The 20,361-nt window shown below is 44.7% G+C and carries 18 protein-coding genes; 10 read left to right on the top strand and 8 right to left on the bottom strand.

Features of this window, described 5'->3' with window-relative positions:
* Positions 1-30: 30 nt before the first annotated feature.
* The 7 genes from BQ7394_RS19540 (at position 31) to BQ7394_RS19505 (ending at position 6,149) form a co-directional block, all read left to right on the top strand.
* Positions 31-612: a YceD family protein gene (locus BQ7394_RS19540; RefSeq protein ID WP_075558926.1), complete on the top strand. Its 582-nt coding sequence runs from the start codon at positions 31-33 to the stop codon at positions 610-612.
* 12 nt (positions 613-624) lie between these two features.
* Entirely contained in the window at positions 625-810 is a 186-nt protein-coding gene (rpmF, locus tag BQ7394_RS19535) for a 50S ribosomal protein L32 (RefSeq protein ID WP_009859681.1), read from the top strand.
* 103 nt (positions 811-913) lie between these two features.
* Entirely contained in the window at positions 914-1,918 is a 1,005-nt protein-coding gene (locus BQ7394_RS19530) for a beta-ketoacyl-ACP synthase III (RefSeq protein ID WP_075558925.1), read from the top strand.
* Positions 1,902-2,792, top strand: coding sequence for a GTPase Era (era, locus tag BQ7394_RS19525; protein ID WP_075558924.1), 891 nt, complete (start codon positions 1,902-1,904; stop codon positions 2,790-2,792). The genes BQ7394_RS19530 and era overlap by 17 nt, the downstream gene beginning before the upstream one ends.
* Positions 2,793-2,816: 24 nt before the next feature.
* Positions 2,817-4,130 (top strand): ribosome biogenesis GTPase Der, encoded by a 1,314-nt coding sequence (gene der, locus BQ7394_RS19520; RefSeq protein ID WP_075558923.1) that lies wholly within the window; start codon positions 2,817-2,819, stop codon positions 4,128-4,130.
* Between the two features lie 129 nt (positions 4,131-4,259).
* The gene (locus BQ7394_RS19515) at positions 4,260-5,342 is read left to right on the top strand and encodes a DUF6383 domain-containing protein (protein WP_139317730.1); all 1,083 of its coding nucleotides are present in this window, start codon (positions 4,260-4,262) and stop codon (positions 5,340-5,342) included.
* A 465-nt stretch (positions 5,343-5,807) separates the two neighbouring features.
* Positions 5,808-6,149: a type II toxin-antitoxin system RelE/ParE family toxin gene (locus tag BQ7394_RS19505; RefSeq protein WP_075558920.1), complete on the top strand. Its 342-nt coding sequence runs from the start codon at positions 5,808-5,810 to the stop codon at positions 6,147-6,149.
* Between the two features lie 81 nt (positions 6,150-6,230).
* Here BQ7394_RS19505 and BQ7394_RS25735 read toward each other — a convergent pair whose 3' ends face one another.
* A complete protein-coding gene (locus BQ7394_RS25735; protein ID WP_235848784.1) occupies positions 6,231-6,395 on the bottom strand; it encodes a hypothetical protein in 165 nt (54 codons plus the stop codon).
* Between the two features lie 66 nt (positions 6,396-6,461).
* Positions 6,462-6,932 carry a hypothetical protein gene (locus tag BQ7394_RS19500; protein WP_075558919.1) on the bottom strand — a complete coding sequence of 157 codons (471 nt, stop codon included), beginning with the start codon at positions 6,930-6,932 and terminating at the stop codon, positions 6,462-6,464.
* Between the two features lie 371 nt (positions 6,933-7,303).
* Here BQ7394_RS19500 and BQ7394_RS25730 point away from each other — a divergent pair, with 371 nt between their 5' ends.
* Positions 7,304-8,242 carry a hypothetical protein gene (locus BQ7394_RS25730; RefSeq protein ID WP_075558918.1) on the top strand — a complete coding sequence of 313 codons (939 nt, stop codon included), beginning with the start codon at positions 7,304-7,306 and terminating at the stop codon, positions 8,240-8,242.
* Positions 8,243-8,335: 93 nt separating this feature from the next.
* Here BQ7394_RS25730 and BQ7394_RS19490 read toward each other — a convergent pair whose 3' ends face one another.
* The 4 genes from BQ7394_RS19490 to BQ7394_RS19475 form a co-directional block, all read right to left on the bottom strand.
* Entirely contained in the window at positions 8,336-10,093 is a 1,758-nt protein-coding gene (locus BQ7394_RS19490; RefSeq protein ID WP_075558917.1) for a DUF4091 domain-containing protein, read from the bottom strand.
* Positions 10,094-10,139: 46 nt separating this feature from the next.
* Complete coding sequence (locus tag BQ7394_RS19485) at positions 10,140-11,210, bottom strand: TIGR04133 family radical SAM/SPASM protein (RefSeq protein ID WP_075558916.1); 1,071 nt, start codon at positions 11,208-11,210, stop codon at positions 10,140-10,142.
* 18 nt (positions 11,211-11,228) lie between these two features.
* Complete coding sequence (locus BQ7394_RS19480) at positions 11,229-12,077, bottom strand: radical SAM-associated putative lipoprotein (RefSeq protein WP_075558915.1); 849 nt, start codon at positions 12,075-12,077, stop codon at positions 11,229-11,231.
* Positions 12,078-12,223: 146 nt separating this feature from the next.
* Complete coding sequence (locus BQ7394_RS19475; protein ID WP_075558914.1) at positions 12,224-12,712, bottom strand: radical SAM-associated putative lipoprotein; 489 nt, start codon at positions 12,710-12,712, stop codon at positions 12,224-12,226.
* A gap of 112 nt (positions 12,713-12,824) precedes the next feature.
* On the opposite strand from BQ7394_RS19475, the gene BQ7394_RS19470 reads away from it, so the two are divergent.
* Complete coding sequence (locus tag BQ7394_RS19470; protein WP_075558913.1) at positions 12,825-14,654, top strand: ABC transporter ATP-binding protein; 1,830 nt, start codon at positions 12,825-12,827, stop codon at positions 14,652-14,654.
* A gap of 33 nt (positions 14,655-14,687) precedes the next feature.
* Positions 14,688-17,153 carry a glycoside hydrolase family 95 protein gene (locus BQ7394_RS19465; RefSeq protein WP_075558912.1) on the top strand — a complete coding sequence of 822 codons (2,466 nt, stop codon included), beginning with the start codon at positions 14,688-14,690 and terminating at the stop codon, positions 17,151-17,153.
* A 333-nt stretch (positions 17,154-17,486) separates the two neighbouring features.
* Here BQ7394_RS19465 and BQ7394_RS19460 read toward each other — a convergent pair whose 3' ends face one another.
* Positions 17,487-18,581 carry a porin gene (locus BQ7394_RS19460; protein ID WP_075558911.1) on the bottom strand — a complete coding sequence of 365 codons (1,095 nt, stop codon included), beginning with the start codon at positions 18,579-18,581 and terminating at the stop codon, positions 17,487-17,489.
* Positions 18,582-18,749: 168 nt separating this feature from the next.
* Positions 18,750-20,357 (bottom strand): LamG-like jellyroll fold domain-containing protein, encoded by a 1,608-nt coding sequence (locus BQ7394_RS19455; RefSeq protein WP_075558910.1) that lies wholly within the window; start codon positions 20,355-20,357, stop codon positions 18,750-18,752.
* Between the last annotated feature and the right edge of the window lie 4 nt (positions 20,358-20,361).

Here is a 20,361-nt window from a genome sequence, read left to right as displayed (position 1 = left end):
ACCTTTGCAAGGTTTTTACACTAAAAGGCTTTGGGGAAATTTAAATTATATAACGTAGATTTGAAAAATCTCACTCCAGGAGTACACGAATTCGAGTATTTACTGGAGAACAAGTTTTTTGTGGACATTGACGGAGACGAGGTCCAGAAGGGTAAAGTCAAGGTTCACCTGACGGTGAAACGTACGTCAGTGGCTTTTGAAATGAACTTTCAGATTGAAGGTGTAGCGATCGTTCCTTGCGACAGATGTCTGGACGATATGGAGATTCCGATCGATACCCATAATCGCTTGGTTGTGAAATTCGGCAAAGAATATGCTGAAGAAAGCGACGAGGTAGTTGTAATACCTGAAGAGGAAGGTGCCATCAATCTGGCATGGTTCCTTTATGAGTTTATTGCATTGGCAGTACCGATGAAGCATGTTCATGCTCCGGGAAAATGTAATAAAGCTATGTCGTCGAAGCTCAAGAAGCACACATCCAGAAGCACAGATGATGGAGATGATGATTACGAAGAAGAAGTGGACGATGTTTCCATGGATGATGACGTAAGCGCTAATTCTGATCCTCGCTGGGATGCCCTGAAAGGTTTAATAGAGAATGATAACAATTAAATAAATTAAAACATGGCACATCCTAAAAGAAGACAAGGTAAGACAAGAACAGCCAAGAGAAGAACTCATGACAAGGCTGTCGCTCCAACAATGGCTATTTGCCCGAACTGCGGCGCATGGCATATTTATCACACTGTATGCGGCGAATGTGGCTACTACAGAGGTAAGTTAGCTATCGTAAAAGAAGCAGCTGTGTAAGTTTGTCACTATCATATTGATTTTGATAAACGAAAGAAATAGCCCTAAAAGTCTTTTTAGGGCTAATTTTTTAATTGGGATAGTCTCTATTATTTTTTAAGTTATGGATAAATTAAATGCGGTTATAACAGGTGTAGGCGGATACGTTCCCGAAGATGTGTTGACAAATGAAGATATTTCTAAATTGGTCGATACAACGGACGAATGGATCATGACGCGTGTTGGCATCAAAGAACGCAGAATATTGAAAGGTGAAGGGGTAGGAACCTCTTACATGGGCATTCGCGCTGTGAAGCAATTGCTCGAAAAGACGCAAGTAAATCCTGAAGAGATTGAAGTGATCCTGACTGCAACGACAACAGCTGACCATCATTTCCCTACAACTTCTTCAATCATCGCTTATCATACCGGCTGCAAGAATGCAATGACATTCGATTTGCAAGGAGCTTGTGCCGGATTTCTGTATGGGTTGGAGACTGGAGCGAACTATATTCGTTCGGGACGTTACAAGAAAGTAATCGTAGTTGCAGGTGATAAGATGACCTCAATTACCGATTATCAGGACCGTTCAACCTGTCCTTTGTTTGGTGATGCCTGTGGTGCTGTCTTGTTGGAACCGACGACGGAAGAAATCGGTGTTCTGGATACGATTTTGCGTACGGATGGAGTAGGTTATTCCCACTTGATTATGAAGTCCGGTGGTTCGGCTTATCCTTCCAGTCACGAAACAGTGGATAATCGTGAACATTTCGTTCTGCAGGATGGTAAATACGTATTCAAATATGCTGTTTCGTATATGGCCGATGTGGCAGCAGAGATAGCAGAAAAAAATAATTTGACTCACGACGATATTACCTGGATCGTCCCCCATCAAGCAAATTTGCGTATTATCGATGCAACAGCCAAACGTTTGGGTGTGGATATGAACAAAGTAATGATCAATATCCAGAAGTACGGTAATACAAGTGCCGGAACAATTCCTATCTGCCTTTGGGAGTGGGAAGACAAACTGAAGAAAGGAGACAATTTAATCCTTGCTGCGTTTGGTGCAGGTTTTACCTGGGGTGCAATTTATCTTAAATGGGGTTATGATGGAAAACAAGCATAAGTCCGGTTTTGTTAATATCGTAGGTAATCCAAATGTAGGTAAATCTACGCTAATGAACCGTTTGGTAGGGGAACGTATCTCTATCATTACGTCGAAGGCGCAGACTACCCGTCATCGTATCATGGGGATTGTGAATACCGACGATATGCAGATCGTGTATTCAGACACACCGGGAGTCCTGCATCCTAATTATAAGTTGCAGGAATCTATGCTAAACTTTTCAGAGTCGGCATTAGGTGATGCCGACGTGTTGCTCTATGTGACTGATGTCGTTGAGACAATCGATAAAAATGAAGAATTCCTGCAGCGGGTGAAGACGGTCGAATGTCCGATACTTCTGTTGATCAATAAGATCGACACAAGTAATCAGGGAGACCTTGAAAAGCTGGTAGCCCACTGGAAAGAGATTCTTCCGAAAGCAGAGATCATACCGATTTCAGCGCTTTCAAATTTTAATATTGATTATGTAAAGCAAAGGGTGGAGGCGTTGATGCCCGACTCTCCTCCTTATTTTGAGAAAGACGCGCTTACTGATAAGCCGGCCCGCTTCTTCGTTACGGAGATCATTCGCGAGAAGATACTCCTGTATTATCAGAAGGAGATACCGTATGCGGTAGAGGTCGTTGTAGAGCTGTTCAAGGAAGAAGAAGAAATGATTCATATCAAGGCGCTCATTATAGTGGAACGGGATTCCCAAAAAGGGATTATCATCGGGCATAAGGGACAGGCACTGAAAAAAGTAGGCGCCATGGCCCGTAAGGATATTGAACGCTTTTTTGAGAAGAAGGTATTCCTGGAAATGTTTGTCAAAGTAGAGAAAGACTGGCGTAACAGGGATAACTTATTGAAGAATTTTGGTTATCAGCTGGATTAAAAACAGCATACAGAAAAGAGATTTATGGGAAATATTGTAGCAATTGTTGGTAGGCCCAACGTAGGAAAGTCCACCCTGTTCAATCGTCTGACACAATCGCGTCAGGCTATTGTAAACGACGAAGCAGGGACAACCCGCGACCGCCAGTACGGTAAAGTAGACTGGACCGGTAGAGAGTTTTCGCTGATCGATACCGGTGGATGGGTAATTAATTCGGATGATGTTTTTGAAGAAGAGATAAATAAGCAGGTACAGGTCGCTCTCGACGAGGCCGATGTGATCTTGTTTGTTGTAGATGTACTGAATGGAATTACAGACCTCGATGTTGAAGTTGCTAAGATACTACGCCGTAATAAAAAACCGGTCATTGTAGTTGCAAACAAGGCGGATAACTTTGAGATGCATGCTGCTTCGGCCGAATTCTATTCATTCGGTCTGGGTGATCCTTTCTGTGTATCGGCTATCAACGGGTCTAACTCCGGCGACTTGCTGGACAAGATTGTCGAGATCCTTCCGGAAGACAAGAATGAAGAATTAGAAGAAGCGTTGCCCCGCATTGCCGTTATCGGTCGTCCGAACGCGGGTAAGTCGTCCCTGATCAACGCCTTTATCGGCGAAGAACGTCATATCGTAACAGATATTGCCGGTACGACACGCGACTCGATCTATACCAAGTACAATAAATTCGGTTTAAATTTCTATCTGGTCGATACGGCCGGTATCCGTAAAAAGGGTAAGGTGAATGAAGACCTGGAGTATTATTCGGTGATCCGTTCGATCCGTGCCATTGAAAATGCAGATGTCTGCGTGTTGATGGTGGATGCAACGCGCGGTATCGAAAGTCAGGACCTGAACATTTTCTCCCTGGTTCAAAAGAATAAAAAAGGTTTGGTTGTTTGTGTAAACAAATGGGATTTGGTAGAAGATAAGAGCCAGAAGGTGATCGACAGCTATACGAATGCGATTCGCGAACGCCTGGCACCGTTTACCGACTTTCCTATCCTGTTTATCTCGGCACTGACGAAACAACGTATCCTGAAGGTGCTTGAAACAGCGAAGGAAGTATACGATAACCGTAAGAAACGTATCCCGACAGCAAAACTGAACGAGATCATGTTGCCGATCATAGAGAACTATCCGCCTCCAGCATGGAAAGGAAAGTATATCAAGATCAAATACATCACTCAATTGCCAGCCGGACAGGTTCCGTCATTCGTATTCTTTGCCAACCTGCCGCAATGGATCAAGGAGCCTTACAAACGCTTCCTGGAAAACAAGATCCGGGAGAACTGGGATTTCACTGGGACACCGATCAATATTTTCATTCGCGAGAAATAGTCTTCTGACTAAAATAAATATATAACATAGTAAAAGCCGCTTCCTTTTCCGGGAAAGTGGCTTTTTTCATATAGCAGAGCCGAAAAGCTAAAATAGAGTAGGAGGATCAATAATAAACTAATATAAGAGATGAAAAGACATTTTTTTTTAATGATTGCAGCAGGATTGGCATATAACACGGTTGCGAATGCTGAAATAGTACAGCCGGACAGTCTTATCCAGTATAACGCCAAGGGGGAGAAAAATTCAAAAACAATTACGCAGTACGGCGAAGACAAAAGGAGTGAACAGCAACAAGTCTTCATGTGGAATTCAGCCATATCCGATTGGGTGCCTCACTCCCAAACGAATAATACGTACGATGCTGCAGGTAATAACATCAAGCAGGTTTTTCAGATTCGGTATGGAGAAACCTATAAAGATTTGGAAGTTGACATTGCCGTTTATGACGATCAGAATCGCCCGATACATAAGGAACGGAAATTGCTGGGGACAATGAATAGCGTTCATGTGGAAGATTTGACCTATTCGGAAAATAAAATATCTGTCCTTCTCTCGGATACGACATGGAACGAAGACGGGGCTATTTATTCTGTTGCTTTGAACAAAAAAGAGATAACGTTGAATGGTGCAGGTAATGAAATTAAATCTACTGCCCAGTCTTATTATGAAGAGTCGTGGTTTACTTCCCGGGTCGCCCAGTGGGAATATGATGCAGAAAACAGGATGACGAAAGAGACATCCACAGGCTACACGCAAAATGGAGAGGCTGCTTTTTGGTCGGAAGCCGAATATACGTATACAGGGAAAAATACATTATTTGTGCAGCGTAATAAGAACGTCGCAGATACCGATTGGACTGTTTATGAAAGCAAAATAGAAGTGACCGGTAAGAATCCCGAAATAACATCCGCTTTCATAAAAAATGAGTCCGGAGCATGGGAGTTGATGAACCAGGTTTATGCTTATTACCCTTCCGGAACGGGAACATCCAATGAGCCTGTTGTTGCTGAACCGTCTTTTCAAGTATCTACAGGCGAAGGCACAATCAGTGTCGATACTCCGGAAAAAATGCAGGTGCAGATTTATGACATTAGAGGGAAGTGCCATTATAATGCCATTGCCGATGGGTATGTAACTGTCGCTAATCTGCTGGCTGGTATTTACATAATCTCAGTAAACGGGAAAACAGTAAAGCTCGGCGTGCGCTGAGTAATTTTGTAAAAGTATTCGTACATTTAGCTCCGTTAATATTAAATTTTACGGATATGTTTACACCACACATGACCGAAGATGAGTTGCAGGCAGTCGCTCACCGAGACTTTCCGGAGATCCCGATATAAGGTTTGATCACTTATCTTTATTCGCGAGAAATAAGAGACAAAAAAGAGATGCTGTTACAGTATCTCTTTTTTTTATAGATTTTATTCGGAAAAGAATATCTATCTTTATCGCATTCTAATTAATAACAATTACAACTATGACAAAAATTAATCATTTTTCATCAGATTCGGACTTATCAACTCAAAAAGATAAGTCTTGTGCATGTCGGAATTCCGATAAATGGAATCCGAATGTTCCGCTTCAAACTTCCCAAGAAGAATTTTGGGAACATATCCATGAGATAGAACGGGGAAGGTTTACTCCTTTAGACGAAGGTTTCCAAAAATTTGAGCAATGGAAAACGGCGCTCCTAAAAAGCCGGTTGTAGTTAGTGACCGCTTTTGGGAAAGTTATAATTCCGTATACGAACAAGGCCTTGACTTATTTGGGTATTTTCAAGCAGAAGCATATGCTGCTAAGATAAAGGCTGCTTTGTATGAATTAAACTGGGCATATCCATATTATCCGGAATGCTGCCATCTTGTGACCAAAAGCCGTATCTATCGAAATGTTATCCTGGACTCTCATCTGATTATTTACCGTATTACTGATAACCGTATAGAAATATTGAATATTATTCATGCTGCTTCAAGCATAAATCGAATCAAACAAACGCGGAAAATACAGATAGAATAGTTTCATTGTAAAAAAGAAAGGGATATTTGAATTACTTTCAGTTCTGATACCCCTTTTTTTATTCCCTTTTCCCGTTTGTTTTTAATCTATCACCGGGCGGTCGTCTGCTCCGCTGCCTTTTGATCCGGAGCCTTTCTTGCTACGCTGGTTGAAGGCGGTGGTGGTTTCCGTGATCAGTTGGTTCAGGTTGTTGACGAATGCCGTTTCAACATTTCCGGAAATGCCTTTTGAATGGTGAAAGTTCATTTCCGGGTTTCCGGAAACCGTTTTACACCGTTTAAATATGCTTTCCGGATTTCCGGGAGGTTACTTTCACTTGTCGGAGCCTTTTTTCTCTTTCGGAAATTGTTTCAAAAGATATTCCACATTAATAAAATGCCGGGTATATTCCGCATGCATCTTTCTTGCAACCGAACAGGCAGATGCCATTTGTGCAAGGAATTGTAAATGCTTACCCAGAGAAGCATTCATCTCTAATCGTTCTTTCTTTTGGATAGAATCCTGTACGGAATAGACTCCGCAGGCCATTTGTATTTCCAGCATACCTTGGTCCCACGCATGTTGCGTATATTTGTATAATAATCCGAGGTTTCTCTTCAATTCTTTGTGGAGTATATTCAATACTTCAAAATCATTGCGATTAGTGGAACAGGCACTTGGATTAATCAGGCGGGCCAGTTTGAGGTAAAAATCTTTTAGTTCCTCTTCGGAAAGAGGAGAGGGATTTCTACTTAGCTTTTGCAAGTCTTCGCTTTGTTGGACAGTTAAAAAATCTGTTTCCATACATATTAATATTAGATGTGAAGGCGAAGATTTTCTGAATATAAGAGCGGTTCCGCCTGTCCCGTTGCATTTCACCTTCCTGGCAGTAGATGCATTAACATTCTACACGGGGGTACGGAACCGCCATATAGAATGAACCGAACAGGCATAAAAATGCCTGCCACGGAAATTGGCAGGTTTACCCGCCAGGAAGTAAGAAATGCACGGCAAATATACGATAATAATTAAAACAGGCAATAAGAAATTCCGAATATGAGAGTTTTTTAGGTCGGTATTATTTGCCACCTGCATTCCCTGTTCTTATGCTTTGATTGGTTAACTTTTAATTTATATTCGTACATTTATCCCATTAATATTAAACTTATACCACCATGATCACACCCTCCATGACCGACGAAGAACTTCGGGCTGCCGCCTATCAGGACTTTCTGGAGATAAAAATGAAAGTCAGGATCGCACTTGAACAGTTTGCTCACAGCCTGCAACTCAAAGCAGGGCAGAAAAGAATGATCCATTCGCTGATGGAAACGAAAACAATCCGTACCAAGGCGAAAAATACATGGAACGTCTGCTTTATAAATGATAATTGTTGCACGCAGATGGGCGATAGGATCTTTGTCAGTTGCCTTATCTATCTCCCTCTCCACCGGGGTGAGCATGTTGATTTCCTGTTTATGAATATTGTTCCCGATTTTCTGCTCCAAAGGCTTTCCTGCCATTTTCTGCAACGTTACAAGGAGCGTTATCTCAATTGCAACCAGGTCAATCGGCTTGGCATGCATCCGGCACTTTATTATATGTATAAGAATGAAGACCGGACACAGATTTACTATCTCCCCACAAACTGGACGGAGGAAGACTTGAAGGAGAAAACGATCCTGATTTCTGCCCAGGGGCTGTCGGTGGTGAAAGTGATTGACAAAATGGTAGTCTATATTACTTTTCTCGACCAGGAGAATCTGAGCCGGTATAAAGCACAGGTGTATGAGGAAGAATCTTATTGGAAAGATTTTCGGAAATTTGCGGATGTCCAGGAGGATGCGAAGTTATGGCAGGCCTTATATAAAAAGATGTATGCCAATCCGGACAAGGCAAAAAAATATTTATTGCATTTTTTAAGCAAGACAGATTTGAAAAAAGAGGATGGTGAGCTAATGCAGAAAATGCTGGATAACTGGGATGAATTTATTGACTTTCAGAATAAGATGTGCGATTATGTAGATAAAATAAAGAAAGAAGAGCAACCTAAGAGCCTTTTTGATGTAGGAGTGGAAATGAAAAAGAGAATGAAACGGGGCGGGGGAGATTAAACCTGCCGCAGGGCAGACTGACTGATGCGAAAAAGCGCAGCTAATTTTATTGGAAATAAATTAACTGCGCTTTCTGTATCTGTTGTTGTATTATCAGAACGAATTCAGCAACTTATTCAATTCATTCACCATTTCTGTCGCTGACTTCTGTGTTTCAGCCAGACCTTCCGGTGTAAACATGGCAACTGTTTTGTTCAATTTGGCCAGTTTGCTGCCTTTCAGTTCTTCACGGAGGATACGGATCTTTTCTGCATCCTGAAGACCTTCCACCAGACGTTCGAAACGGATACTGCTGCGAGGACCCGGATAGATACTGTAAGTATCGCCGGCAGCCCAGGTACGGAAACGGGAGTCGCGCAACGGATCAGCCGTCCAGCTGTTGACAGCCCAACGCAGGTAGCCGTCATAGCCACCGGCTACAGCATGAACGATTGTCCACGGAGCTTCTGCCGGATCAGAGAAGGTGAATGTATTCGGGAAAGCTTCCGAACAGCAAGTGTAAACGGTGCTGATCTGGCCTTTGCGATCGCGTTCAGCCTTTACGTATTCCGGGAATTTGTGGCCATAAGGGATACTCAGGTAATAAAGATCCGACTGGATTTCCTTGTGGTAATTGCCGGCCAGTGTGATCTTGAATTCTGGATCGGCGGCTTTGATCACCTTGATTGCTTCCTGCATCGCTTCCATCGGACGTTCGTCCATAGAGATAGCTGTCTTTTCGAACCAGCCTTTTGCACGCAGGTGACGTGAGAAATCTTTCAGGAAAGAACCCCAGTAATCAGCATATTCGGCATCACCCGGTTTTGCATCGATGAACTGAACGCGGTTGGTTGCCTGGTCGTAATAGTCAAAGCTGAGTGCCCACGGGATCATAGTGTAACAACTGATCAGGTCGTTGATACCTACTTCGTTCATCATAAATTCCACCCATTTGTCGAAGACAGTATAATCATATTCCCATGTACCGTCGATCTTTTTCATGCGGAATACCATGCTGTCGAAATGATCTTCCGTCTGTCCGGCCCACGGTTTGTGCATGATGCTGGTGGTGATGGCACGTTGTCCGGCATTCGCCAGCATCTTCATGATCGGAAGCATGGCATCGAAATGTTCTTTACTCCAGAGAGGCACATTATAATAACGGGCAACCGAGTATGGGTTCTGCCACAGGTCCAGATGGAATTTCCAATCCTTCGGTTCCGGCAAGGTACGGTTGAGTACATCTATCTCCACCTGCAAATTCATCGGCTGGAAGTTTTTACCGGAAACGGTCAGTGTTCCTTTATATTTACCGGCACGGGCGTCCGACGGTACCCATACATTCATCCAAATAGGCTGGGTGGTACGCGCCTTAATGTCGTGGAGTTTTACAATATCCAACACATCGGCAACGATGGAAGAGTCCCATTCCGCTTTATTTTCACGATGTCCGCAACCGCCTTTACGATCTTTATTCAGTTCGTCGGTCATTACATAACGAACGAAATTGGTGGTGATGGCAGATGCAGGAATAACGGATGAACCGTTTTTCAGGTCGGTAACCGTAATCGTTGCATCCGACAGGTCATTGGTAGTCCACAGAACCGCCTGAGCGTTGACACGTTCACCCTTCCAGGCTTTTGTCTGCCAACGGGAGTTTTTTGTAACGGTCGGGATACTCAGTTTCGGGTAACGAACATCTGTGCTAGCCCAGCTTAATTGCGTAGGAGTTGTAATTTTATTCCATACAGCCTCACTGTCGTGTGGCTTGGTGTCGGTCAGTTCCGTATAATCTGTGATTTTGTCAGATTGTTGTGCGTAACAAACCGGGCCGAGCGTAAGCAGGGCGCAGAGAATAAGAGAGTTTTTCATGTATATTACGTTTTAAAAATTTTTACCGGGGATAAAGATATAAAAATTATACGATCCTGTTGTAATGGCAGAATAATAAATTCCCTTCATCGTCATACAGGTGCATACCGTTTCCTTCGCAGTATCTGAACATTTTACAGTCGGCACATTGTCCTTTGCGGGTCCACTCCCGGTTGCGATAGGGTTTGAACTCATTATTCCATACGTCGATGAATTTATCTTTATAGATATTCCCCTGATGGAAGTTGGCACGGATACTCGGACAACCGGATATAGAGCCGTCGGCCAGTACTGAAGCCGTATTGACCCCGGCATTACACTGGAAGATCGAGTCGCGTACTTCGGCTTCGTAGTTACCCAGGAATCCTTCACAGCCATAGCTGACATGTATAAGTCCCTCCTTCCGGCAATAACGGATGAAGTTGAGCATCCAGGTAAACTGCTCGTTACTGAGTTGCAGTTCCGGTACTTCGGCGGCGCGTCCGACGGGAAAGATGGTGAACAGACGCCACCGTTTTACACCCATCTCCACGAGAAAATCCTTGAATAGTTTCAGGTCCTTGAAATTTTGCTGGTTTACACAAGTGACGACATCCCAGACAATCTCTTTCTCTTCGGCCAACATGCAGATGGCATTGACTGCGTTTTCGAAACTCTTCGGATGGCGGCGCAACCAATTGTGTGCTTCCTCGAAGCCGTCGAGACTGATCGTTGCCGAGTGCAGCCCGGAAGCCAATAGGGAGTCCAGCCGTTCGCGGGTAAGTAACAGGCCGTTCGAGACAATCCCCCAGGGATAGCCCCGGTTGTATAATTCCAGTCCGCAGTTTTCAATATCTTTGCGAACGAGGGCTTCTCCTCCGGTAAATATAACCAGCACTTTATTGGGATCGACATGAGGAGTAATATCGTCTATTACTTTCAGAAAATCTTCCATCGGCATGTCCTTCATGCTGGCCGATACGTGGCAATCGCTGCCGCAATGACGGCAGGAAGCGTTGCAACGAAGTGTACATTCCCAAAAGAGTGTGCGTAGTTCGTGTAGCTTGGCCCTGTTTCTCCGTATACTTCGAAAGAGTTCCAGGGCAATGCGTTTACGAAATCCGGGGCGCTTATCCATTATAATTGAATTTGGTTCTTAATTAGTTTTTAATTTTATACTGAAGTTGACTTCTTTAGAGCCTTTACCGATCAGCATGCCTTTACCGCCTGTTAACTCGATGTCTTCAAAGTTAAATGTATTTGTGACTTCTTCGAACGGATAGTTGATCCAAAGGCCTTCCATATAGGTGGCATGAACTTTATATTCGTCGGCCGGATCTTTTTCCAGATCGTATGTAAAGCTATACATGCCATGTTCGTTAGTGATTACGAGGCGGGTGAAATCTTTTTCAGCCCCTTCCGGAAGATAGCTCGGAGTTGTACGGATCACGACACCGGGAACCGGATAATTCTTATCGTCGACAACTTTGCCGTAAATCTTATATTGTGCATAAGATGTTTTATGTGTATCGACAAATTCATCCAATATAATCTTCATGTCTTTAATCGCACTACCACTAAACCAACGGTCATCTCCACCCACAAATTCTGCATCTCTGAAAGATACGAAAGAGGTATCTGCTGCGAATAGTCCGCCATTGCTTTCATCGTCTATATCGGTAGCCATCAGTTTAAAAGTCTTTCCCGGGAATTCTCCTGTCTTCCACACGAATTCCCCTGCATTGTCGGTATAAAGGGTATCAGTGTGCGCCCAACCTCTGGAGGGAACAGAGTCTCTGAGTTCGATCTGTACATTAGGGATCGGATTGTTTTGGCGGTCTACCACTTTTCCTTTGATCTCATAATTGGCATGAGGGGTTCCATATTCGCATACAAGATCGTCATCGTTATCCAAATCGTTGGAGCATGAAAATCCTAGCAAGGTAAGTAAACCAGCTAACAACCAGTTAGTTCTTTTCAATAAATGCGGGTAAAGTCTTTTCATTATTTCATATAATATTGTTACTAACTTAGAGAGCATATAAGACTGAATACAAAAGTAAAGAAATACTGCATAGGTTGTCCTTTATCGGCTATAAATTATTGCAGTATTGTCTGTTCCTATACGTAATTCGTTTATTTGTTTCTGTTTTATTCTTTTACGGCCTGTTTCATTGTGATGGTGACCTCTTTGGTGGCCTTACCATAATACCAGTTACCGTCGGCTCCTTTCAAATCTTCCTTTTTGAAAGCTATTTCCGTTTCTTTGTCTTCGAATAAACCGCCGTTGGCTTCCCCGTCGATATCTTTTGTTTTAATTTTGAATGTGATATCTTCCCCGAAAGAAGTAACCGCAGGTTTAATATCGAACTCTCCGGATTTGTTTGTGGTTACCGTATCTCCCCACATGTATTCGCTGTCTTCAAACTGGGAGGGAGTGGGAAGGATTACTTGTATATCGGGAATGGCAGTTCCTTTATCGTTTACCACTTTTCCTTTGATTTCATATTCGACATAAGGTGCTCCGTATTCGTCTGCTCCTATTTTATCGCATGCAGCCAACGAGAAACCCAGTAAGGTAAGGAGCCCTGCCAGAAGTTTATTCATGCCGGTCAGGAAGAAAAAATATGCTTTATCCATAATAATGTTGTTTATAGTGTCATACCTAATAGATGCAAAGATGACTTGAAACGTTGCACCTCCTGTTTTTTATGAGTAACTTGCGAGCCAAATCCAATCGAACTAAATAAACATGAAAGATTTCATACGGGTATTACGGCGTTTTGTGCCTCCTTATAAGAAGCTTCTGGGGTGGGCTGTCCTGTTAAATATATTGTCAGCCATATTGAATGTCTTTTCTTTTCTGACATTAGTACCTATCCTGCAGATACTATTCAAACTGAATAACAAAACTTTTGAGTTTATCCCCTGGGATACAGTTGGCATAGGTTTTAAAGAGATCCTGTACAATAACTGCTATTACTATATAGCGGAACTGATCGGTATTTACGGCCCAAGTCTGGCTTTACTTTTCCTCGGAATATTCCTGGCTTCGATGACGTTGTTGAAAACCGGTACTTATTTTCTGTCGTCAGCCGTAATGATTCCTATCCGAACGGGAGTAGTGCGCGATATCAGGAATCAATTGTATAAAAAGATATTATACCTTCCTTTAGGTTTTTTCTCCGAAGAAAGGAAAGGGGATATATTAGCTCGCATAAGCGGAGACGTACAGGAAATCGAAAACTCTATTATGAGTTCGTTGGATATGCTGTTTAAGAACCCTATCCTTATTCTTGTTTATTTCGGAACACTGATCGCTGTGAGTTGGCAGTTGACCCTTTTTACCATCATTGTCCTTCCGTTGATGGGATGGTTAATGGGAACGGTCGGAAAGAAGTTGAAACGGAAATCGATGGAAGCTCAGAGCCAGTGGAGCGATCTTATGTCGCAGGTGGAAGAAACGTTAGGAGGTTTACGTATTATTAAAGCCTTCAATGCAGAGAATAAGATGGATCAGCGGTTTATCAATGCCGATAATGCTTACCGTAACACAATCAGTCGTGTTAACACCCGCCAGCAATTGGCCCATCCGATGAGCGAATTTCTGGGAACCGTATTGATCGTTATCGTCCTTTGGTTTGGGGGAACGTTAATATTGAACAATAATTCGACAATCGATGCTCCTTCTTTCATCTTTTATTTGGTTATATTATATAGTGTAATTAATCCGTTGAAGGAATTTTCGAAAGCTAGCTATAATATCCCTAAAGGATTAGCCTCTATGGAACGTGTGGATAAGATTCTGCAAACGGTAAGTACGATTCAGAATCCGACAAACCCGCAACCGATCCACTTGAATGAATCGATCAGATATAATAATGTTTGGTTTAAATATCAGAATGAGTGGGTATTGAAAAATGTAACACTGGAAATCCCCAAAGGAAAGACAGTTGCTTTGGTCGGGCAGTCCGGTTCAGGAAAGAGTACACTCGTAGATTTATTGCCTCGTTTTTATGATGTGGAGAAAGGGAGTATTACTATTGATGAAACAGACGTTCGTGATACCTCCCTCTACGACCTCCGTAGCCTGATGGGGAATGTGAACCAGGAAGCGATCCTCTTTAACGACACCTTTTTCAATAATATCTCTTTCGGTGTGGAAGGAGCTACGTTGGAACAGGTACAGGAAGCTGCCCGTATCGCGAATGCCCATGAATTTATCATGGCAAGCGAAGAGGGTTATAATACGAACATCGGTGACCGTGGCGGAAAGCTGTCCGGCGGTCAGCGCCAACGTATCAGTATAGCCCGTGCGATCCTGAAGAACCCGCCGATCCTGATCCTGGATGAAGCGACGTCGGCTCTGGATACCGAGTCGGAACGTCTGGTGCAGGATGCCCTCGAGAACCTGATGCGTAACAGGACGACCGTGGTGATTGCTCACCGTCTCTCTACCATCCGCAATGCCGATGAGATTTGCGTGATGCATGAAGGAGAAATTGTGGAACGCGGTCGCCATGAAGAGCTGTTGGCATTGAACGGTTATTATAAGAGACTCTGTGATATGCAAAGTTTCTGATCCGGTTTAAAAGACATATTTATTTGTAATACTATGAACTCAATTCGATTAAAGGAGATAGGGCGAAAAATATTCCGTCCCTATATTGCTGCCTCGTTACTTTTGCTGGCAGCCTGCGATATGCCGGGCGTAAAAACCGGTAATAAACTCGCTTATCATTTTGATGAACCGGCCCGTATATGGGAAGAAACATTGCCTTTGGGTAATGGACGTTTGGGGATGATGCCCGATGGTGGTATCAATAAGGAAAACATCCTGTTGAACGAAATCTCCATGTGGTCGGGAAGTAAGCAGGATACGGATAACCCGCAGGCTGTTATGTCGCTGGCTACTATTCGCCGTCTGCTTTTCGAAGGTCGTAACGATGAAGCTCAGGAACTGATGTACCGCACATTTGTTTGTGGCGGAGCCGGTAGCGGACAGGGCCAGGGAGCGAAAGTTCCTTATGGCAGTTACCAATTATTGGGAAACCTGGTACTGGATTATACGTATAATAACGAGACCGATTCTATCGCTGCCTACCGTCGTGAGCTCGATCTGAACAATGCTATTGCTTTGACATCTTTCCGCAAAGGGAAAGTGAATTATAGCCGTGAAGCTTTTACCTCTTTCTCCGGCGACCTGGGTATCATCCATCTACAGGCAGACGCTGATAAAGCATTGAACTTCCGGATAGGAATGAACCGTCCGGAATATTATTCCGTATTGACCGACGGTAAAGACCTGTTGATGAAAGGACAGTTGTTCGACGGTGTGGATACGCTCGAAATGAAAGGAATCAAATATGAAGCACGTGTACGGGTTGTCCTGCCTAAAGGCGGTTCCCTTACGGCAGGAGACAGTTCGCTGAGTGTTCAGAATGCCTCCGAAGCCATCTTGTTGGTCAGTATGGCTACAAGTTATAAGAATGAAGGTTTTGCCGATCAGCTATTCTCCTTATTGGCAGAATCCGAAAGAAAAGATTATTCGACATTAAAAAAAGAACATATCAATGCTTACCGTACTTTATTCGACCGGGTGGATCTGGATCTGGGACGTACCGAAAAGGATAATCTGCCGATCGATAAGCGTTTGCAGGCATTTCAGGAAGATCATAACGATCCGTCCCTGGGAGCCCTTTATTTCCAGTTCGGCCGTTATCTATTGATCTCGTCGACTCGTCCGGGTTCGTTGCCTCCCAACCTGCAAGGGTTATGGTGTAACACGATCAATACGCCCTGGAACGGCGACTACCATTTGAACATTAATTTCCAGATGAATCACTGGCCGGCAGAAGTTACCAATTTGTCGGAACTGCATATACCGATGATCGAATGGACAAAACAACAGGTGGAAAGCGGTGAACGCACAGCCAAAGTCTTCTACAATGCCCGTGGTTGGGTGACGCATATACTGGGTAATGTATGGGAATTTACCGCACCGGGCGAACATCCCTCGTGGGGTGCAACCAATACTTCTGCTGCCTGGCTCTGTGAACATCTGTTCACTCACTATCAATACACGAAAGATAAAGAATACCTGAAAGACGTCTATCCGGTGATGAAAGGGGCGGCTCTTTTCTTTACCGATATGCTGGTACGTGATCCGCGGAACAACTATCTGGTGACTGCTCCGACCACTTCTCCGGAAAACGGCTATCGCATGCCGAACGGCAGTGTCGTAAGTATCTGTGCCGGTTCGACCATGGATAATCAGATCGTACGCGAACTGTTTACCAACACGATAGAAGCAGCTACCATACTGGGTGTCGATTCTGCATTTTGTAAGGAACTGGCCGACAAACGTTCGCGCCTGATGCCGACAACGATCGGAAAAGACGGACGTATCCTGGAATGGCTCGAACCCTATGAGGAGGCAGAACCCACCCATCGTCACGTATCCCACCTATACGGCCTTTATCCGGGAAATGAGATTTCCCTGGAACATACACCGGAACTGGCGGAAGCTGCCCGTAAGACCCTTGAAGTGCGTGGCGATAAGAGCACAGGCTGGTCGATGGCCTGGAAGATCAATTTCTGGGCTCGTCTGCACGATGGCGACCATGCTTATAAGTTGCTGGTAGACCTGCTTCGTCCCTGTGTGGAAAAGACGACCAATATGGTTAATGGCGGTGGATCTTATCCGAACTTGTTCTGTGCACATCCCCCGTTCCAGATTGATGGTAATTACGGTGGTTGTGCAGGTATCGCCGAGATGCTGGTACAGAGCCAGACCGGACGTATCGATTTGCTCCCGGCTTTACCTTCAGCCTGGCAGACCGGAAGTTTTAAAGGTCTGAAAGTACAAGGTGGAGGCGAAGTTTCCGCCAAATGGGCAGAAGGACAGTTGACGGAAGCCGGACTGAAAGCGGTTGTTCCCGGTACATTCAGTATCAAGTTGCCGGCTTATTCGGGAAATATGAGTATCAAGATGAATCAGAAAGCAGTTTCCCTGCCTGTTATCGATGGCATGCTGACCGTCGATATGAACGAAGGCGATTCATTGTTGCTGCAATTTTAGAAAAAGGTGAGCTTCAAGTAGGAGCAATATTTGAGCCTTTTTTATGAGGCTCTGCCTCATGCCGCAGGCTCTCTTTTGCCGTCGGTTTTTAACCGACGGATAGATTAAATGCTCCGGCTTTGCCGGATTCCTCTGTGGGTTTTAACCCCTTTCATATAGGAAAGAAGCCCCTGCTTTAAAGGGGCTTAAGCCCACAAAGGAAGAGGCTTTGCCTCCTGTCTTTTATATCCGTCTGCTGAAGCAGACGGCAAAATAGAGCCTGCGGCATGGGGCTTTGCCCTATAAAAGATAATGAGACAAATAGGCTCAAAACTGACAATAATTGAACTATCCTTAAAATAACGGGATCTTATAAACAAACCCAACGGAAAGGCGTCCGGTGTTCTCAGAGAAGGCATCGAGCGCCTTTGCTCTTTCTGTCAGGCTGTAAGCCCGTCCGGTGCCGGTGAGGAAGAGGTGCAGGTTATCGTCGCCCATCGGATAGAATTCTACTCCTCCCTGATATCCCCAGGCTGTGCGGTATTTACCGGATTCGTAAGGGCCGTTGTCCTTGTAAACGGAAGCGGTTTCATACATTCCTTTTACGAAAATGTTCCATTTTGGATGGATACTGTAATTCAGGCGAGCCACCAGCGAAAGGTTGCCGGTATTGGCGATCCATGCCCCGTTTTCTTCATCTTCCGGTTCGAATTGTTCGGCAAGGATACCGACGGGATCGGATTTGCCGCGAGTATACATCACATCGAAATATCCCAGGAATTTACCGGATTCTACCTGCTGTCCGGCCCACATCATCCACATCCATTCCCCTTTGGCCTGCTGCCCGGCAGTGATGGAGTAACGCAGAGACAACAACTCATTCAGATAACTGCTGTTCCATCCGATATTATAGAAGGAAGGGGATTTCCTGCGGTTATCGTTGCCGTTGGTCACTTGCAGGCAAAGCTCTTGTGTCTCTACCGGCTCATAGCTGATGCCGATACCGCTGAAATAGCAATCCATCCATTCGTTCATATCGCTATAATCGTATATCTTATAGGCATACTCGTCGTATTCGAAGCCTCCCCAGGCAGCATCTTGTTTACCGGCTGTCACAGATAACTTATCCGATAACCGGAAGTTAACCCAGGCATTCTCGATATAAGAACCGAAGCCGTTGGCCCGTACCCATTCGTTCTGGTAGCAGAGCACCTGGCGGTAGGCGTAGGAAAGCCAGGGAGTGACGGTACCTGTGGCTTCCACCTTGAAGCTGTTAAGTGAAAAACGGTCGCGTTCGGCCTCTCCGGAAAGTGCTTCGTTATAAGATCCATGCGTCTCGAGAGCAAGTTTAAAGACTTCCGTTTTATTGGGAATCAATGTTTGAGAAGTTGCAGTAAAGGCAGTTCCCGCCAGAAGGGCTGACAGATAGAGTACTGTTAGTCGTTTCATGAATCTTTTATGTTTGTAATTGGGGTGCAAAGATATAAAGAAAGAAGTAATTCGCAATGTGTGGTATGAAAGAAGCACGGCAGTGGTATGCAATAGTCGTTTACGAAAGAGGGGGATGGTAAAGGCCCTTTATCCCCGTATCAGGAAGGGGACAAAGGGCCTTTTTATTTATTTGAGATAGAATGACGTCACTACGCTTCCATGATCGGAGGGCCACCCCACAGGATGATGGCTCAGGGCTTCCGAACGATAGGGTATTAGTTTCTCCCCTTTGTAATAGATATAGTCGATCCGCTGGGGAAGGCAACTCAGTTTTTTAGCTCCCAGATTGATGAGCGGCGACCAGGTTGCTCCCTGGTTCAACAGAACATCCGGATAAAGATGACGGAAGCTATCGGTGAAACCTTCATCGATGACCTGTTTCGATACTTCCAGTTTGGCAAAAGCACCCTGATGGGCCGGTCGGGTCTGCTCGTTCCAGTCCAGATGAGAGTCACAGTTGAAATCTCCGACCAGTATGACCGGTGTTTTTGCCGACTGTGAGGTATGAGGTGCCATTTGTTTCAGTATCTCTTTGATTTCCGGCAGGCGGGTCTGCGCTTCATCCTCTTCGTATTTCTTTATCGCCTCTTTTCCTTTATTCAGATCGGCAACGTCGGGTAGGTAATGAAGCCAGATGTCGTAGAAGGCGATTTGCTGTTCCTCATTCAAGCGGATAAGTGCTCCTCCCGAATTGAATGAACGGAACAGTTGGATCGTTTCGTCTATCGGGTAACGGCTCATAATGCTGAGATTGGAACTGATCAGGTAGAAATAATACCCGAGGGAGTCTGCAATGATGGTACCGGAACCGTACGTTTCGATCAATCCGATCACATCCGCATTCTCTTTTTTCAGGACGTCTATGACACGGTTTACGCCGACCTGCTTGCCGAAGCGCCTTCCGCCATGCCATATATTCCATACCTGTACTTTTAGTTTGTCGGGCTTGTAAGACGGATACAAGGGAGATAATGGGAAGAACTGTCCGTAACTTTCCCGTACCTCCTGGCTGCTGATCGGACGATCCCACATCTTCACTTCGTCTATTTTTCCGTTGAAGGCCATCCATTCCCCCCGGCACTCCCAATCCTGTTCCTCATCACTCCCTCCTACGATCGTGCGGAATTTACTTTCGAGCGACTGGAGTCCTTCTGTCTGATAAATAGCAACATTGCGTCCATCCAGATACATCCATACTTCTCCCTTTTTCTTATCTACGGATATTGTCAATTGATGCCATTTCCCGTCGTTTATGGCCTGCCGTCCGGCTGTCGGCTGATAGCTGTAACTGTTTTTCCCGTCGTTCAGGCTCAGATACCAGGCTCCGTTCTCCTGCGTTCCGATACACCAGCCCGTCGGGTCGGCAGTCGTTGCATTCGTCATGATCGGTGTACCTAATGGGGTGCCGGGTTTCGTTTTTACCCAGACTTGCAGGGTGAACGAACAGTCTGCTGCAAAAGACGGACGCTCTTTAGCGGTCAGGGAAAGGGGAATACGGTAAGCTATCTCGTCTGTCAGGTCGAGGGCTTTTCCCTTTAATCCTTCACTGTAGGAAGAGGTATGCACCAGGAAAAGGGAGGATGAATCGCGGGTTGCAATTTCTGCCATCCGGATGGCTTCCGGTTGCGGATCATCGAAAGACTGATAGTAGACCAGCCCCTGTTCGGGGCTTTGGGCTACTATGTTTGAGCAAAAGGCTATCAGAGATATGCCTGTGATCAGTTTGTTGAACATAAAG

The organism is Parabacteroides timonensis (assembly GCF_900128505.1).
Taxonomy (GTDB): domain Bacteria; phylum Bacteroidota; class Bacteroidia; order Bacteroidales; family Tannerellaceae; genus Parabacteroides; species Parabacteroides timonensis.
Note: the sequence above shows the minus strand (reverse complement) of the source record. Positions and strands in the feature narration are given on the sequence as shown.

Bases quoted from the DNA above. Each gene is read 5' to 3' on its own strand.
- BQ7394_RS25735 (WP_235848784.1), bottom strand. From the start codon at position 6,395: ATGAACTTTCACCATTCAAAAGGCATTTCCGGAAATGTTGAAACGGCA.
- BQ7394_RS19515 (WP_139317730.1), top strand. From the start codon at position 4,260: ATGAAAAGACATTTTTTTTTAATGATTGCAGCAGGATTGGCATATAAC.
- BQ7394_RS19460 (WP_075558911.1), bottom strand. From the start codon at position 18,581: ATGAAACGACTAACAGTACTCTATCTGTCAGCCCTTCTGGCGGGAACT.
- BQ7394_RS19475 (WP_075558914.1), bottom strand. From the start codon at position 12,712: ATGGATAAAGCATATTTTTTCTTCCTGACCGGCATGAATAAACTTCTG.
- BQ7394_RS19465 (WP_075558912.1), top strand. From the start codon at position 14,688: ATGAACTCAATTCGATTAAAGGAGATAGGGCGAAAAATATTCCGTCCC.
- BQ7394_RS19480 (WP_075558915.1), bottom strand. From the start codon at position 12,077: ATGAAAAGACTTTACCCGCATTTATTGAAAAGAACTAACTGGTTGTTA.
- BQ7394_RS19490 (WP_075558917.1), bottom strand. From the start codon at position 10,093: ATGAAAAACTCTCTTATTCTCTGCGCCCTGCTTACGCTCGGCCCGGTT.
- BQ7394_RS19470 (WP_075558913.1), top strand. From the start codon at position 12,825: ATGAAAGATTTCATACGGGTATTACGGCGTTTTGTGCCTCCTTATAAG.
- der (WP_075558923.1), top strand. From the start codon at position 2,817: ATGGGAAATATTGTAGCAATTGTTGGTAGGCCCAACGTAGGAAAGTCC.
- BQ7394_RS19455 (WP_075558910.1), bottom strand. From the start codon at position 20,357: ATGTTCAACAAACTGATCACAGGCATATCTCTGATAGCCTTTTGCTCA.
- BQ7394_RS25730 (WP_075558918.1), top strand. From the start codon at position 7,304: ATGATCACACCCTCCATGACCGACGAAGAACTTCGGGCTGCCGCCTAT.
- BQ7394_RS19505 (WP_075558920.1), top strand. From the start codon at position 5,808: ATGGAAAACGGCGCTCCTAAAAAGCCGGTTGTAGTTAGTGACCGCTTT.
- BQ7394_RS19530 (WP_075558925.1), top strand. From the start codon at position 914: ATGGATAAATTAAATGCGGTTATAACAGGTGTAGGCGGATACGTTCCC.
- BQ7394_RS19500 (WP_075558919.1), bottom strand. From the start codon at position 6,932: ATGGAAACAGATTTTTTAACTGTCCAACAAAGCGAAGACTTGCAAAAG.
- rpmF (WP_009859681.1), top strand. From the start codon at position 625: ATGGCACATCCTAAAAGAAGACAAGGTAAGACAAGAACAGCCAAGAGA.
- BQ7394_RS19485 (WP_075558916.1), bottom strand. From the start codon at position 11,210: ATGGATAAGCGCCCCGGATTTCGTAAACGCATTGCCCTGGAACTCTTT.
- era (WP_075558924.1), top strand. From the start codon at position 1,902: ATGGAAAACAAGCATAAGTCCGGTTTTGTTAATATCGTAGGTAATCCA.